Annotated in this window: 13 protein-coding genes; 6 read left to right on the plus strand and 7 right to left on the minus strand. The window is 71.1% G+C overall.

Annotation, left to right across the window (positions count from 1 at the left end; genetic code table 11):
- Positions 1 to 6 precede the first annotated feature (6 nt).
- The 4 genes from AB2U05_RS11710 to AB2U05_RS11725 all read left to right on the plus strand — a co-directional run bounded on the left by AB2U05_RS11710 (position 7) and on the right by AB2U05_RS11725 (position 3,345).
- The gene (locus tag AB2U05_RS11710) at positions 7 to 999 is read left to right on the plus strand and encodes an ABC transporter substrate-binding protein (protein WP_369183167.1); all 993 of its coding nucleotides are present in this window, start codon (positions 7 to 9) and stop codon (positions 997 to 999) included.
- 67 nt (positions 1,000 to 1,066) lie between these two features.
- Positions 1,067 to 1,546 carry a GNAT family N-acetyltransferase gene (locus AB2U05_RS11715; protein ID WP_045699885.1) on the plus strand — a complete coding sequence of 160 codons (480 nt, stop codon included), beginning with the start codon at positions 1,067 to 1,069 and terminating at the stop codon, positions 1,544 to 1,546.
- 230 nt (positions 1,547 to 1,776) lie between these two features.
- Positions 1,777 to 2,187, plus strand: a complete 411-nt coding sequence (locus AB2U05_RS11720; RefSeq protein ID WP_045699882.1) for an anti-sigma regulatory factor — start codon at positions 1,777 to 1,779, stop codon at positions 2,185 to 2,187.
- 165 nt (positions 2,188 to 2,352) lie between these two features.
- On the plus strand, positions 2,353 to 3,345 hold the full coding sequence (locus AB2U05_RS11725; RefSeq protein WP_244178898.1) for an RNA polymerase sigma factor SigF: 993 nt from the start codon (positions 2,353 to 2,355) through the stop codon (positions 3,343 to 3,345).
- Positions 3,346 to 3,417: 72 nt separating this feature from the next.
- On the opposite strand, the gene AB2U05_RS11730 is transcribed toward AB2U05_RS11725, so the two are convergent.
- A complete protein-coding gene (locus AB2U05_RS11730) occupies positions 3,418 to 3,831 on the minus strand; it encodes a hypothetical protein (RefSeq protein WP_045699880.1) in 414 nt (137 codons plus the stop codon).
- A 50-nt stretch (positions 3,832 to 3,881) separates the two neighbouring features.
- On the opposite strand from AB2U05_RS11730, the gene AB2U05_RS11735 reads away from it, so the two are divergent.
- Together AB2U05_RS11735 and AB2U05_RS11740 are read left to right on the plus strand one after the other, a co-directional pair.
- Positions 3,882 to 4,853, plus strand: a complete 972-nt coding sequence (locus AB2U05_RS11735; protein ID WP_045699878.1) for a diacylglycerol kinase family protein — start codon at positions 3,882 to 3,884, stop codon at positions 4,851 to 4,853.
- Between the two features lie 364 nt (positions 4,854 to 5,217).
- Entirely contained in the window at positions 5,218 to 5,469 is a 252-nt protein-coding gene (locus tag AB2U05_RS11740) for a WhiB family transcriptional regulator (RefSeq protein ID WP_014138019.1), read from the plus strand.
- Between the two features lie 424 nt (positions 5,470 to 5,893).
- On the opposite strand, the gene AB2U05_RS11745 is transcribed toward AB2U05_RS11740, so the two are convergent.
- From AB2U05_RS11745 to AB2U05_RS11770, 6 genes are all read right to left on the minus strand, one after another.
- Positions 5,894 to 7,414 carry a sensor histidine kinase gene (locus AB2U05_RS11745; protein WP_208615514.1) on the minus strand — a complete coding sequence of 507 codons (1,521 nt, stop codon included), beginning with the start codon at positions 7,412 to 7,414 and terminating at the stop codon, positions 5,894 to 5,896.
- Positions 7,415 to 7,895: 481 nt separating this feature from the next.
- A complete protein-coding gene (locus tag AB2U05_RS11750) occupies positions 7,896 to 8,948 on the minus strand; it encodes an SIS domain-containing protein (RefSeq protein WP_045699869.1) in 1,053 nt (350 codons plus the stop codon).
- Between the two features lie 148 nt (positions 8,949 to 9,096).
- On the minus strand, positions 9,097 to 10,404 hold the full coding sequence (locus AB2U05_RS11755) for an extracellular solute-binding protein (RefSeq protein ID WP_045699866.1): 1,308 nt from the start codon (positions 10,402 to 10,404) through the stop codon (positions 9,097 to 9,099).
- A gap of 363 nt (positions 10,405 to 10,767) precedes the next feature.
- Entirely contained in the window at positions 10,768 to 12,321 is a 1,554-nt protein-coding gene (locus tag AB2U05_RS11760; protein ID WP_045699864.1) for a glycoside hydrolase family 3 protein, read from the minus strand.
- Between the two features lie 6 nt (positions 12,322 to 12,327).
- Positions 12,328 to 13,158, minus strand: coding sequence for a carbohydrate ABC transporter permease (locus AB2U05_RS11765; RefSeq protein ID WP_045699862.1), 831 nt, complete (start codon positions 13,156 to 13,158; stop codon positions 12,328 to 12,330).
- Positions 13,155 to 14,180 (minus strand): carbohydrate ABC transporter permease, encoded by a 1,026-nt coding sequence (locus AB2U05_RS11770; protein ID WP_369183168.1) that lies wholly within the window; start codon positions 14,178 to 14,180, stop codon positions 13,155 to 13,157. The genes AB2U05_RS11765 and AB2U05_RS11770 overlap by 4 nt, the downstream gene beginning before the upstream one ends.
- Positions 14,181 to 14,240: the final 60 nt, after the last annotated feature.

A 14,240-nucleotide genomic window follows, 5' to 3' on the forward strand; every position in this document is an offset into this window, starting at 1 on the left:
AATCCTTTGCGCACCAAGGCCGTTGCCGCCGCCCTGCTCGCCCTCGGGCTCACCGCCTGCGGCGCCGAGATCGCCCCGAGCGGCGGGCCCACCACCGCCTCCGCCCACTACCCGGTGACCGTGGACAACTGCGGCACCCCGCTGACCTTCCGGCAGAAGCCCGCCCGCGCCGTCACCAACGACGTCGGCATCACCGAGCTGATGCTCTCCCTCGGCCTCGCCGACCGGATGGCCGGCTACGTGATGCCCGACGACAAGGGCCGGGTCGACCGGGTGCCGTGGAAGGACGGCTACCAGCAGACCGCGTGGCTCTCCAAGCAGCAGATCACCAAGGAGATCGCGCTGGACGCCAAGGCCGACCTGGTCTTCGCCGGCTGGCACTACGGCTTCGACGAGGGCCGTGGCGTCACCCCGCAGGCGTTCCGGGCGCTCGGCATCGACTCGTACGTGCTCACCGAGTCCTGCCGCAGCGGCAAGGGCGCCGAGCGCGGGGTGATGGGGCCGCTGGACGCGCTCTACACCGACCTGGCCAACCTCGGCGAGATCTTCGACGTGCGCGAGCGCGCCGACCGGCTGATCGCCGACTTCAAGGCCCGGATCGCCGCCGTCCCCCAGCCGGAGCGCCGCCCGTCCGTCTTCCTGTACGACAGCGGGCGGGACAAGCCGTACACCGCCGGGAAGTTCGCCGCCGCCGACGAGATCATCACCAGGGCCGGCGGGACGAACGTCATGGGCGACCTCGCCGACTCCTGGGTGACGACGGGCTGGGAGAGCGTCGTCGAGCGCGACCCGGAGGTGATCGTGATCAACAACTACGGGGAGGTCGGCGCCGAGGAGAAGCGGGCGTTCCTCAAGTCCCTCCCGGCGCTGGCCGGGGTCTCGGCGATCAGGAACGACCGGATCGTCGTGCTGGACTACGTCGACCTGGTCGAGAGCCCGCGCAACCCGGCCGCGATCAGCACGCTCGCCGAACAGCTGCGGGCCGCCCCGGCCCGCTGAGGCCCGGGCCCGAAGTCGGGCCCTTCACCCCTGGGAGGAACCGGGCCCGGTCGGTAGGCTCGGTGGCATGATCCGCACCGCCGTCGCCAGCGACGTCCCCGTCATCCGGGAATTCATCCGCGAGCTCGCGGAGTACGAGAAGGAACCGCAGGAGGCCGTGGCCACCGACGAGCAGCTGCACACCGCGCTGTTCGGCCCCGACCCGGCGCTGTTCGGCCTGATCGCCGAGGACGACGCCACCGGCGAGCCGGTCGGCTTCGCGGTCTGGTTCCGCAACTTCTCGACCTGGCGCGGCACCCACGGGGTCTACCTGGAGGACCTGTACGTCCGCCCGGAGGCCCGCGGCGGCGGCCACGGCAAGGCGCTGCTGCTGGAACTGGCGCGGATCGCCGTCGAGCGCGGCTACTCCCGGGTGGAGTGGTCGGTGCTGGACTGGAACCGTCCCTCGATCGACTTCTACGAGTCGCTCGGGGCGGTGCCGATGACCGGCTGGACCGTCTACCGGCTGACCGGCGACGCGCTCGCCGCCGCGGGCGCCCGCACCTGAGCGGGCACCCGGACGCCGTGCGGATTCTCCGGGGCCCGCGCGGTGTTGTAGGGAGACCGGCGGAATCCCGCGGAGTCGGGAAAGGCCCTGCCACCCTGCGTCGCAATGCCTTACCATGAGTAACCCTCGCACCAGGGTGCCGAGGGCGTTGAGAGCGATGGCGGATTCCCGGCATCGAGCCCCCGTCCGGGGGTACCTAGGAAGCACAGCACGCCACCCAGGAGGCAAGGGTGTCCCAGATCGACGACGATCTCGGAGTTCAGGACTTCGTGGAGGTACGGCTGCCCGCGGCGGGGGCCTACCTCTCCGTGCTGCGGACTGCGACGGCCGGGCTCGCGGCCCGGCTGGACTTCACCCTCGACGAGATCGAGGACCTGCGGATCGCGGTGGACGAGGCCTGCGCCATCCTGCTCCAGCAGGCGGTGCCCGGCTCCGTGCTGTCCTGCGAGTTCCGCCTGGTCGGCGACTCGCTGAAGGTCACGGTGTCCGCCCCGACGACCGACGGCAAGGCCCCCGAGCGGGACACCTTCGCCTGGACGGTGCTCTCCGCGCTGGCCGGCGAGGTGGACTCCTCGGTCGGCGAGGACAACACCGTGTCCATCAGCCTGCACAAGAAGCGCGGCGGCTCCGCCGCCCACTAGCCAGCGCGCCGCCCAGCAGCAACACCCTGCACGGGCCGTCCGCCGCTCCCCCACCGGGGGCCGGGCGGGCGGCTCCCGGTACCGCCCCACCACGCGGTACGACCAACGAGACGACTTCCGGGGCCAGCGGCCCCGGTGCTCCCGGAACGGAACGGGGGAATGGCCGTGAGTGATCTGGACCGTACCGGCCTCGCGACGGCGGGCCCTGCCGTACCGACCCAGGCGAGCGTTCCCGGCCTCGCCGCCAACGACGAAGCGCACCCGAAGGACGCCCACCGGATGAGCCAGCCGACCGAGCCGACGTCTGATCCGTCGCACGACTCCCCGAACCCGCCCGATCCGGCGGGCGAGGCCGGGGACCTGCACGGCGCGGTGCCCGCCCAGGGCTCGCACCGCACCGGCGCGCCGGACCGGGAGGCGGCCCGCGCGCTGTTCGTCCGGCTGTCCGCGCTGCCCGAGGGCTCCCCGGAGCGCGTCGAGCTGCGCAACCAGCTGGTCCGGATGCACATCCCGCTGGTCGAGCACCTGGCCAGACGGTTCCGCAACCGCGGCGAGCCGCTGGACGACCTGACCCAGGTCGCCACCATCGGCCTGATCAAGTCGGTGGACCGCTTCGACCACGAGCGCGGGGTCGAGTTCTCCACCTACGCAACGCCGACCATCGTCGGCGAGATCAAGCGGCACTTCCGCGACAAGGGCTGGGCGGTGCGCGTCCCGCGCCGCCTGCAGGAGCTGCGGCTGTCGCTCACCACGGCGACCAGCGAGCTCTCCCAGCGGCACGGCCGCTCCCCCACGGTGCACGAGCTGGCCGAGCACCTGGGGATCTCCGAGGAGGACGTGCTGGAGGGCCTGGAGTCCGCCAACGCGTACTCCACGCTGTCCCTGGACGTCCCGGACAGCGACGACGAGTCGCCGGCCGTGGCGGACACCCTGGGCGCCACCGACGAGGCGCTGGAGGGCGTCGAGTACCGCGAGTCGCTGAAGCCGCTGCTGGCCCAACTGCCGCCCCGCGAGCAGAAGATCCTGGTGCTGCGGTTCTTCCGGAACATGACCCAGTCGCAGATCGCCGCCGAGGTGGGGATCTCCCAGATGCACGTGTCCCGGCTGCTCGCCCGGACGCTGGCCCAGCTGCGCGAGAAGCTGCTGGTGGAGGAGTAGGGCCGGTCGGACCGGCCCCGGGGCTGACGGCCGCTCAGCGGCCGTCAGCCGTACGTCGGCGGCCCTGTGCGCTCAGCCCTGCTGGGTGTACAGGGCCGCCGTCGACTTCGGGTTCAGCAGCGCCCCGATGCCGACCAGCCCGAGCAGGCCGGTCAGCCCGCCGACCACGACCATCGCGCCGCCGCTCTCGACCATGTAGTAGGCGACCGGCAGGCACAGGGAGTTGGTCAGCACCGCCGGGCTGCGGCCCCAGCGGCGCTCCTTGAGCAGCGCCCGGGCGGCCAGCACGGGCAGCACGCCGAGCAGCACGATGACCACGCCGCCGAACTCGTTCAGGGCCAGCTGCTTGGTCTGGCCGGACAGCGCGGAGACCATGTCCCAGACGCCGACGACGGCCAGTGCGGCGCCCTCCAGGGCGGTGATGGCGGCGCCCAGGGTGAGCGAAACCGGGCGAGTGGGTACGGGTGCGGAGGTTTCTGCGGTCACTCCAGCAGGGTAGCCGCCGGTCGGTCCGTACCGACCCGTAGGCTTTCCCCATGCGCGCACTCCTGGTCGTGAACCACAAGGCCACCACCACCAGTGGCCGGACCAGGGACGTACTGATCCACGCGCTGCGCAGCGACCTCAAGCTGGACGTCGCCGAGACGCAGTACCGGGGCCACGCCCGTGACCTGGCCCGGGAGGCCGCCCAGGACGGCTCGGTGGACCTGGTGGTGGCGCTGGGCGGCGACGGCACCGTCAACGAGGTGGTGAACGGGCTGCTGACCCACGGCCCGGGCGAGAAGGTCCCGCGACTGGCCGTGGTGCCGGGCGGTTCGACCAACGTGTTCGCCCGCGCGCTGGGCCTGCCCAACGACCCGGTGGAGGCCACCGGCGTCCTGCTGAACGCGCTGGACCACGGGCGCGAGCGCCCGATCGGGCTGGGCAAGGCGATGACCGAGGGGTTGCCGGACCGCTGGTTCACCTTCACCGCCGGGTACGGCTTCGACGCCGGGGTGGTCGGTCGGGTCGAGGCCCAGCGCAACGCCGGGCGCAAGTCCACCCACGCCCTGTACGTCGGGCAGGCGATCCGGCACTACTTCACCCAGCGTGAGCAGCGCCGGTCGGGGCCGGTGGCCCTGGAGCTGCCGGGCCACGAGCGGGTGCCGGGCCTGGTGATGGCCATAGTCAGCAACACCTCGCCGTGGACCTTCCTGGGCAACCGCCCGGTCTACCCCTCGCCGCTCGCCTCCTTCGACACCGACCTCGACGTCTTCGGGATCACCCGGATGACGGCGTTCGGTACCGCTCGAACGATCCGTCAGATCCTGCGGTCGCACACGCCTTCGGCCGACGGCGCACCGCCGGCCGGCCCGTCCGGGAAGCACGTCGTCTCCTATCACGACGTCAGGCACTTCACCTTGGTTTCAGAGGAACCCGCACCGTTCCAGGTGGACGGGGACCATCTTGGAGACCGGAGTCGGGTCAGTTTCACAGGCGTACGACGGGCACTGCGTGTGATTGTGTGACCGGAAGAGGGGTTCGCCCTTCTTCTCGAACGCACAAGCCCCCTTCACTCCATCGAAGTACTGGCTGTGAGCTAAGCGACACCGAAGAATCAAAAATTCCTCCCCGAAGGGGGTTGTATCCGAGCCCGAGGTTTGCGAACCTCTACATGGCGATCGGGACACATCGCAGCGACGGCGACCAGCACCACAGGGAAGCTGACCGCGAGGTGCCCCTCGAATCGCCGAATCCCCCCCAGCACAGACCACCCGGGCCCGGTAGGCCTTTGGTCTCTTTTGCTGTTGTGGGATTCGTGAAAGCGTTCACATTCACAAGCCATTCGATTATGCCGGTGCCACCCCCGCCGGCAGGAGGAGTTGGACGACCATGGACTGGCGCCACCGCGCTGTCTGCCGCGAAGAGGACCCGGAGCTGTTCTTCCCGATCGGGAACACCGGTCCTGCTCTGCTGCAGATCGAGGAAGCCAAGGCCGTGTGCCGCCGCTGCCCGGTGATGGAGCAGTGCCTGCAGTGGGCGCTCGAGACCGGTCAGGACGCCGGCGTCTGGGGCGGCATGAGCGAGGACGAGCGTCGCGCCATGAAGCGCCGCGCCGCCCGCAACCGCGCCCGCACCGCCTGATCACACGCAGTGACACAGGCGGCGACGCCGAACCGGTGGCAACACCAGCAGTAACCGCAGTACCGATCGACTCATGATCAAAGGCTTCCCTGCACTTCCTGGTGAAGCCTTCCGAACAAAGGGCCTTGCCCGGCAAGGTCCCGCGACACCAGTCCGTCCAGCCACTTGATACTGTTCACTTAGAGCAATATTGTGGAGCTGAGGCGCTCACCGTGTGCAACGCACCGGCCGGGTGTCGCACCACCCAGAGCCCCCGTTCCGGCCGACTCCCCCCGACGGCCGGAACGGGTTGAGAGGCCCTGTCGACCCACCCCCCCCCGGTCGACAGGGCCTCGTTTCTGTTTCCGCGCAGCCCGTCCCTCTTCGGGTGGGCGCACGGAGCGTGCACCCGGCGCTTCCGCCGCCTGCACGCCCCCTGCACACCTCAGCGCACCGGGATCTCCAGGACGACCTTCGTCCCGCCGTTCGGGCCGGCCACCATGTCGAAGGTGCCGCCCAGCTCCCCGGTGGCCAGCGTCCGGACGATCTGCAGTCCGAGGTTGCCGGCCGTCTTCGGGTCGAAGCCCTCCGGCATCCCGCGGCCGTCGTCCTGCACCGTGATCAGCAGGTACTCCTCCGGCTTGGCGCCGCCGTTCCAGCTGTCCGACCAGCCCATGCCGGTCGCCGGGGCCCGCCCGCGCAGCGCGCTCACCTCCAGGTTGCCGGAGGCGGTCGGACCGAAGGCATGTTCGAGGGCGTTCTGCAGCAGTTCGGTCAGCACCATCGACAGCGGGGTGGCCACCTCGGCGGACAGGATGCCGAAGCTGCCGGTGCGGCGGGTCGCCACCCGGCCGTCCTGGGACAGCTCCATCACCATCGCCAGCACCCGGTCGGCGATCTCGTCGAAGGCCACCTGCTCGTCCAGCGCCTGGGACAGCGTCTCGTGCACGATCGCGATCGAGCCGACCCGGCGCACCGCCTCGTCCAGCGCCGCCCGGCCGGCCTCGGACTCCATCCGGCGGGACTGCAGCCGCAGCAGGGCGGCGACGGTCTGCAGGTTGTTCTTCACCCGGTGGTGGATCTCCCGGATGGTGGCGTCCTTGGTCATCAGCTCGCGATCGCGGCGGCGCAGCTCGGTGACGTCGCGGCAGAGCACCAGCGAGCCGGTCAGGGTGCCCTTGGGCTTGAGCGGGATCGCGCGCAGCGTCACCACTCCCCCCTGGGCCTCGACCTCGGTCTGCCGGGGGGCCCAGCCGCTGGCCAGCTTCACCAGCGCCTCGTGCACGGCCGAGCGGGACGGCGGGGCGAGCTCGGCGGTGGCCCGGCCGAGGTGGCTGCCGACCAGGTCGGTGGTGAGGCCCAGGCGGTGGTAGGCGGAGAGCGCGTTGGGGCTGGCGTAGGTGACGATGCCGTCCGCGTCCACCCGGATCAGGCCGTCGCCGACCCGGGGGGCCGCGTCCATGTCGGCCTGCTCGACGCCGGGGAACGGGAAGCTGCCGGCGGCGATCATCTGGGCCAGGTCGGAGGCGCTCTGCAGGTAGGTGAGTTCGAGTCGGCTGGGGGTGCGGACGGTCAGCAGGTTGGTGTTGCGGGCGATCACCCCGAGCACCTTGCCCTCGCGCCGGACCGGGATCGACTCGACCCGCACCGGCACCTCCTCGCGCCACTCCGGGTCGCCCTCGCGCACGATCCGGCCCTCGTCGAAGGCGGCGTCCAGCAGCGGGCGGCGCCCGCGCGGGACGAGGTGACCGACCATGTCGTCCTGGTAGGAGGTGGGGCCCGTGTTGGGCCGCATCTGGGCGACCGACACGTACCGGATGCCGTCCCAGGTGGGGATCCACAGCACCAGGTCGGCGAAGGAGAGGTCGGAGAGCAGCTGCCACTCCGAGACCAGGTTGTGGAGCCATTCCACGTCGGCCCCGGTGAGGGTGGTGTGGCGGCGGACGAGTTCGTTCAGCGAGGGCACATGGCGAGGGTAGCGCCGCCGGTCGCGGCGGGGCGCGGCGGACCAGGAGGCGGACCCGGGGGGCGGCGCCCGGACCGCCCCCCGGACCGCCCCGAGTTGTTTAGACCAATTTGCCGCCCGCCCTGGACAACCCCGATTGGTCTAGTCCACAATGAAAGGGCACCAAGGAGAGGCCCACCGCGCAACTGCCCTGACCGCGCGAGGCCGCTCCTCGGTCGGACACCGCCGAACGAGGACCCCGCACAGTCCTCGATCGTCACCGGTGGCCGACGACAGCTCCGGGCTGCGGTGCCGCACGGGTTGAGGGTCCCGTGTCGGCGCCGTGGCCCGTAGTGCTTTCCGGACCCGCTGGGCTTTCCGGACCCGCCGGGCTTTCCGGCCCCGGCCCCGGAGGGCACTCCCCCGGCCACCTTCCGCCGCTCAGCGGATCGGGCCCCGTCCACGGTCGGTGGACGGGGCCCGGCCCGCGCGGGTCCGGACGTCAGCGCGTCTCGGTCACCTTGGCCAGCGCGCGCGGGGCGTCCGGGTCCTGGCCGCGGGCGATGGTGACCTCGTACGCCAGCAGCTGCAGCGGCAGGATCTCCAGGACCGGCTGGACCTCCTCCGGCACGCCCGGCGGCAGCGCGAAGCCGGCCGAGGCGGCGTCCACCTGCGCCTGCTGGCCGACCACCACCAGGTCCGCGCCGCGCCCGCGCAGCCGGTCCAGCACCGGCTGCAGCGCCTCGCCGCCCTTGCCGTCCGGGACGATCGCGATGACCGGCGAGACGTTGTCGACCATGGCCAGCGGACCGTGCAGCAGGTCGGCGCCGGAGAACGGGGTGGCCGGGATGTAGGTGGTCTCCATCAGCTTCAGCGCCGCCTCGCGGGCGGTCGGGTAGCCGTAGCCGCGCGAGGTGATCACCAGCCGCTGGGCGAAGCGGTAGCGCTCGGCGAGCGCCTTCACCTCGGGCTGGCGGGCCAGGATCCCGGCGGCCAGGCCCGGCAGCACCCGGGCCCGCTCGCCGTCGCCGCCGCGCAGCCCCTCGACCAGCAGGTAGAGCGCGAGCAGTTCGGCGGTGTAGGTCTTGGTGGCCGGCAGCGCCTTCTCCGGGCCGGCCAGCACGTCGATGTGGAACTCGGAGACCTCGGCCAGCGGCGAGGCCGCGTTGTTGGTGACGGCCAGGGTGATCGCGCCGGCCTCGCGGGCGGCCTTGGTGGAGGCGACCAGGTCGGGCGAGCCGCCGGACTGACTGACGGTGACGACCAGCACGTCGGTGAGGTCCGGCTTGGCGCCGTACGCGGTGGTGGTGGACATCGAGGTCAGGCCGGCCGGCTTGCCGAGCAGGATCTCGATCAGGTACTTGGCGTACAGCGCGGCGTTGTCGGAGGTGCCGCGTGCGGTCAGCAGGACGAAGCGCGGCTTGCGGGCGGCGATCTCGCCCGCGATCTCGCGGATCCTCGGAGCGCCCTCGTCGAGGATGCGCTGGAGGACGGCCGGCTGCTCGGCCATCTCCGCCGCCATGATCCGGCCGGGAACGGTCTGCGGGTCGGACATCTGGGTGTGCCTCCGATGAGATGGGTCGACCCGCGCGGGCGGGCGCCCGGCGGGGGCCTCTGCGTCGGCGAGTCCGCACACTCGCTGCGGCAATCCTACGAGCGGGCCCGCCGGGCAGCACCTCCGAAGTGCCGCCCGGCACGGCCGGTCAGGACGGCTTGTTGATCAGCTGGTCGATCGCCGCGTCGGCCTCCTTGGTGGCCTGGTCGACGGACTTGCCCTTGAGGATCGCGGCCAGCATGTCGGGCAGGATCCTCTGCTTCTCGACCGCGCCCCAGCCGGGTGCCAGCGGGGTGAACCAGGCGTCCGGCACGGCGTTGGCCGCGGCGGCGGTGGTCGGCCTGCTCTTCAGCGGGGCCAGCTGGGTGAGGTTGTTCGGCAGGATGTCCTTGTCGGCCAGCGCCTGCTGGGACTTGGTGCCGGTGAACATCCGGATCCAGTCGGCGGCCAGTGCCGACTGCGCGGACTTGGCGGTGACCGCGAGGTCGGAGCCGCCGATGAAGGTGGGCAGCGGCTTGCCGTCCGGGCCGGGCATGGTGGCGAGCCTGACGGAGTCCTTGAGGCTCGGGTCGCCGGTGCCGGGCGCGGTGACGCTGGCCGCCTCGTAGCCGTTGCCGTAGAAGGCGGCGGCGTGCCCGCGCGCCATCGCCTCGTATTGGTTCTGCTCGTTGACCGTCTGGTCGCCCTTGTTGTACTTGCGGACCAGGTCGACGAAGTGGCTGATCCCCTGTTGGGACTTGGGGTCGTGCAGGGTGCCGTGCCAGTTGCCGGAGGAGTCGAACTTGGCGATGCTGCCGCCGTACGCGGCCACGTAGCTCATCGCCGCGTACCAGTACGGGCCCGGCAGGTAGAGCGGGGAGAAGGACCGGTCGGACCTGTTCTTCTCGGCGATCCGGTCCAGCGCCGCCAGCAGGTCGGTCTCGGTCTTCGGGAACTCCGCGCTGCCGGTGGCCTGTTGGAAGGCGGCGGACTGGTAGATCGCGACCCGGGCGCCGGCGTAGTAGGGCACGCACCAGAGCTTGTCCTGGTAGGTGCAGGTGTTGGCGAGCGCCTTGATCCAGGCGTCGGAGTTGTCGAAGCTGCTGCGGTCCACCGGGGCGAGCGCGCCGGAGAGCACGTACTTCATGGTCTCGGTGTTGCCGAGCTCGACCACGTCCGGGGCGCTGCCGTCGGCGATGGCCTTGTCGAGCTTGCCGACCTTGTCGGCCCAGCCCTGGTACGAGAGCTTGAGGGTGACGTTCGGGTACTTCGCCGCGAACTCGTCGTTGACCCGCTGGACCAGGTCGGGCCAGTTCTTCTGGGCGTCGTCCATCAGCCAGACGGTGACGGTGCCGCGGGCCGCCTTCGGATCGGCGGCGGCGCTCCCGTCGCCCGCCGGGGGCGAGCCGGTCGAGGAGCAGGCCGTGAGCCCGACCGCCAGGGCGATTCCGAGCGCGGACATGAGCTGACGCTTCATTACGCCATTCTCCGAGGTGCTAGAGCCAAGGGTGGTGCTGCAGGGATGGAGTGGACTTTGGCCTAGACCAAATGCGATGTCAACGGCCAACACCCCTTGCCACCACGGCCGTTGCAGAGCCGTTGTCACCGCATGGCGATCCGTCGCCGGGTCATCACCCTCGGTGGGAATTCCGGCGGATTCCGGATCGGTTTGATGGAGCACGGTCATTCCGGAAATCCACGGATCGAATTCCGGGAAAAGGCCGGGAAAAGCAAAGGGCCCGTCATGCGCGTAGCGCACGACGGGCCCTGGGCCCGGTTCTCGGAAGATCGAGCCTCGGGCGATCGAGCCTCGGGCGATCGAGCCTCGGGTGATCGCGTCTCAGGCGACCGCCCCGTACTGCCCGGTGAGCACCTCCACGGCGGCCAGCCCGCAGACCCGGGCCGCGCCGTGGGTGGCGATGTGGAGCGCGCCGACCGGCTCGGACTGGGGCAGCCCCATCTCGACCACGGCGGCGTCCGGCCGGGCCGCGACCAGGCGGGCCAGCGCGGCGGACATCCAGGCGTGCCGGTGCGCGTCCCGGACCACCAGCACCAGGCGGCGGCCCTCGGCGGCGCCCACCAGCTCGGCGACGAGGGCGTCCAGCAGCTCCGGGGCGGCGTCGGCGGCCGACACCTCGCGGGTGCGGGTGCCCGGGAAGCGGTCGGCCAGCATGCCGGCCACGCCCCACGGGGTGACGTCGCCGACCGCGATGTTCGGCTCGTCCGAGAACGAGGCCACGAACGGGCGCTCGGTCACCGGCAGCACCTCGCGGCCCGGCGCGCGGACCACCTTCAGCGCCCGGCGGGCGGCCCGCAGGCCGACCGCGAGGTCCGGCTCGAAGCGCTCGCCCTGGGCCGCGATCCGGCCCCAGCTGCCCAGCGAGCGGACCCGCTCGGCGGCGTCCGCCAGCCGCTCCTCGGTCAGCCGGCCGGCCCGCACGCCCGCCACGATGGCGTCGCGCAGCATCAGCACGGTGTCCTCGTCGGCCAGCCCGCCGCCGACGCAGATCGCGTCCGCGCCGGCCGCCAGGGCCAGCACGGTGCCCTCGCCCATGCCGAAGGTGTCGGCGATGGCGCCCATCTCGATCGCGTCGCTGACGATCAGGCCCTGGTAGCCGAGGCCGCCGTCCTCGGGCGCGGCCCGCAGCAGGTCGCGAAGCACGGTCGGGCTCAGGGTGGCCGGCAGCTTCGGGTCCAGCGCCGGGATCATGATGTGGGCGGTCATCACGGCCTTGGTGCCGGCCGCGATGGCGGCCTGGAACGGCACCAGGTCGCGGGCGCGCAGCACGTCCAGGTCCACGTCGATGACGGGCAGGCCGTGGTGCGAGTCCACCGCGGTGTCGCCGTGGCCGGGGAAGTGCTTGGAGCAGGCGGCCACGCCGGCCGACTGCAGGCCCTCGACCCAGGCGGCGGTGTGCCGGGCGCACAGCTCCGGGTCGGCACCGAAGGAGCGGACGCCGATGACCGGGTTGCGCGGGTTGGAGTTGACGTCCGCGGTGGGCGCCCAGTTGTAGTTGACGCCGGCCTCGGCCAGCGCCCGGCCCAGCTCGCGGGCGACGTCCCGGGTCAGCCCCGGGTCGTCGATCGCGCCGAGCGCGAGGTTGCCCGGCCAGGAGGAGCCGGAGCCGGCCTCCAGGCGGGTGACGTCGCCGCTCTCCTCGTCGATGGCGATCAGGAGGTCGGGGTTCTCGGCGCGCAGCGCGCCGGTCAGCGCCGAGAGCTGGTCGAGGTCGACCACGTTGCGGTCGAACAGCGCGACCGAGCCGAGCCCGGCGGCGAGGTGGCGCAGCAGCCACGCCGGCGGCTCGGTGCCGACGAAGCCGGGCTGCAGGACGGTCAGCGCGTCCCGGTGGAGCTGGTCGCTGTCCGGGGTGGTGGGGACGAGGATGCTCACGTTGGCTCAGCCCTTCACGGCGCCGTCGGTCAGACCGCCGACCGCCTTGCGCTGCAGGAAGATGAACAGGATCAGGATCGGGACCGCGAAGAGGGTCGAGGCGGCCATGGTCGCGCCCCAGTCGGTGCCGAAGTTGGTCTGGAAGGACGACAGCCACAGCGGCAGGGTCTGGCTGTCGGGCTTCTTGTTCAGCCACAGGACGAGCGGGAACTCGTTCCACGCGGTGACGAAGCCGAACAGCGAGGTCGACATCAGGCCGGGGGCGAGCAGCGGGAAGATCACCTTCAGGAAGGCCTGGGTGCGGGTGCAGCCGTCCACCATGGCCGACTCCTCCAGCTCCTTGGGCACCGCGGCGATGAAGCCGCGCAGCGTCCAGATGGTGAAGGGCAGGACCATCATCATGTAGAAGGCGGTGAGCGGGACGATGCTGTTCAGCAGGTCGTTGTCGCGCGAGATCATGTAGACGCCGATGGTCATGACCTCCCACGGCGCCATCTGGGCCACCATGATGACCAGCACGAAGGCCTTGCGGCCGCGGAACTTCATCCGGGCCACGGCGAAGGACGCCAGGGTGGCGATGACCAGCGAGACGAGCACCGCGCCGACGGTCACCGTGAGGCTGTTGGTGACGTACGTCCAGAAGTTGTCGGCGTGGACGGCCTTGTCGAAGTGGTCGAGGGTGGCGTCCAGCGGGAGGAAGACCGGGGTCCGGCTGATGATGTCCTTGTCCTGCTTGAAGGACGTGGAGATCATCCAGTAGACCGGGAAGACGAAGAAGACGAGCAGGACGACCGCGATCGCGTTCGGCCAGGTACGTCCGATGAGCGAGCGCCTCACAGCTCGTCCTCCTGCTTCAGGATGATGCGGAAGTAGTACGACATCAGCGCGGCCAGCATCAGGATGGTGAGCACCGCGATCGCGGAGCCCGCGCCGAAGCGCTGGGCGCCGATGCCTTCCAGGAAGGCGTGCACCGGCAGCGTGCGGGTGAGCCCGTCCGGCCCGCCGTGGTTGATCAGGTAGACCTGGGTGAACGCCTTGAAGACCCAGATGATCTCCAGGAAGGTCGTGGCCAGGAAGAACGGCTTCAGGCTGGGGAAGACCACCGCGGTGAAGGTCTTGACGGGGCCGGCGCCGTCCATCCGGGCGGCCTCGTAGAGCTCCTTGGGGATGGTGGTCAGCGCGGCGTACATGTTGATCGCCACGAACGGGATCGACATCCACACGATCAGCAGCACGATCACGAAGAAGGTCGAGTACTCGCCGCTGTACCAGTTGAAGTGGGCCATCGAGTGCCAGCCCAGCTTGTCCAGGAACCAGTTGACGACGCCGAAGTTCTGGTCGAAGAGCCAGGTGTAGACGGTGGTCGCGGCGACCACCGGCATCGCCCAGGCGAGGACCAGCGCCACCGACAGCGCCAGCCGCATCCACTTCCCGAGGCGGTTGAGCAGCAGGCCGATCAGGGTGCCGCCGAGCATGATCAGCAGCACGTTGACGGCCGTGAAGGCGACCGTGCGGCCGGTGACCGTCCAGAACTCCGAATCGGTCAGCTGCTCCTTGTAGTTGTCGAAGCCGTTCCACTCGGTCAGGTGCTGGATGAACTGCCGCTTGTTGAGGTTCTGGAACGACAGCAGGATCGTCTTGAGCAGCGGCCAGCCCAGCAGGCCGATGGTCACCACGGTGGCCGGCAGCAGGAGCAGGTACGGCGCGACGCGGGCGCCGAATCCCGGTTCGCCGGTCGCTCTGCCGGTCTTCCTCGGAGCGCGTCCGGCACCGCCTCCGGCGATCACGCCAGGGGTGCGCACGGCGGCCTTCCCTGTGCCCGGGGACTGTGTCCGCACCGGGTCCGAATGCACGGCCATCGTTCTCTCTTCCTCACAACCTGACCACGACGGACAGGCGCCGCCCACCGGCCCCCCGCC

Origin of the sequence: Streptomyces sp. Y1 (genome assembly GCF_041053115.1) — a bacterium.
In the GTDB taxonomy this organism is placed as follows: Bacteria; Actinomycetota; Actinomycetes; order Streptomycetales; family Streptomycetaceae; genus Kitasatospora; species Kitasatospora rubellomurina.

What these genes read in the sequence shown, in the direction of transcription:
- AB2U05_RS11755 (WP_045699866.1), bottom strand. Translation starts at nt 10,404, where the DNA reads ATGAAGCGTCAGCTCATGTCCGCGCTCGGAATCGCCCTGGCGGTCGGG.
- AB2U05_RS11735 (WP_045699878.1), top strand. Translation starts at nt 3,882, where the DNA reads ATGCGCGCACTCCTGGTCGTGAACCACAAGGCCACCACCACCAGTGGC.
- AB2U05_RS11770 (WP_369183168.1), bottom strand. Translation starts at nt 14,180, where the DNA reads ATGGCCGTGCATTCGGACCCGGTGCGGACACAGTCCCCGGGCACAGGG.
- AB2U05_RS11740 (WP_014138019.1), top strand. Translation starts at nt 5,218, where the DNA reads ATGGACTGGCGCCACCGCGCTGTCTGCCGCGAAGAGGACCCGGAGCTG.
- AB2U05_RS11750 (WP_045699869.1), bottom strand. Translation starts at nt 8,948, where the DNA reads ATGTCCGACCCGCAGACCGTTCCCGGCCGGATCATGGCGGCGGAGATG.
- AB2U05_RS11715 (WP_045699885.1), top strand. Translation starts at nt 1,067, where the DNA reads ATGATCCGCACCGCCGTCGCCAGCGACGTCCCCGTCATCCGGGAATTC.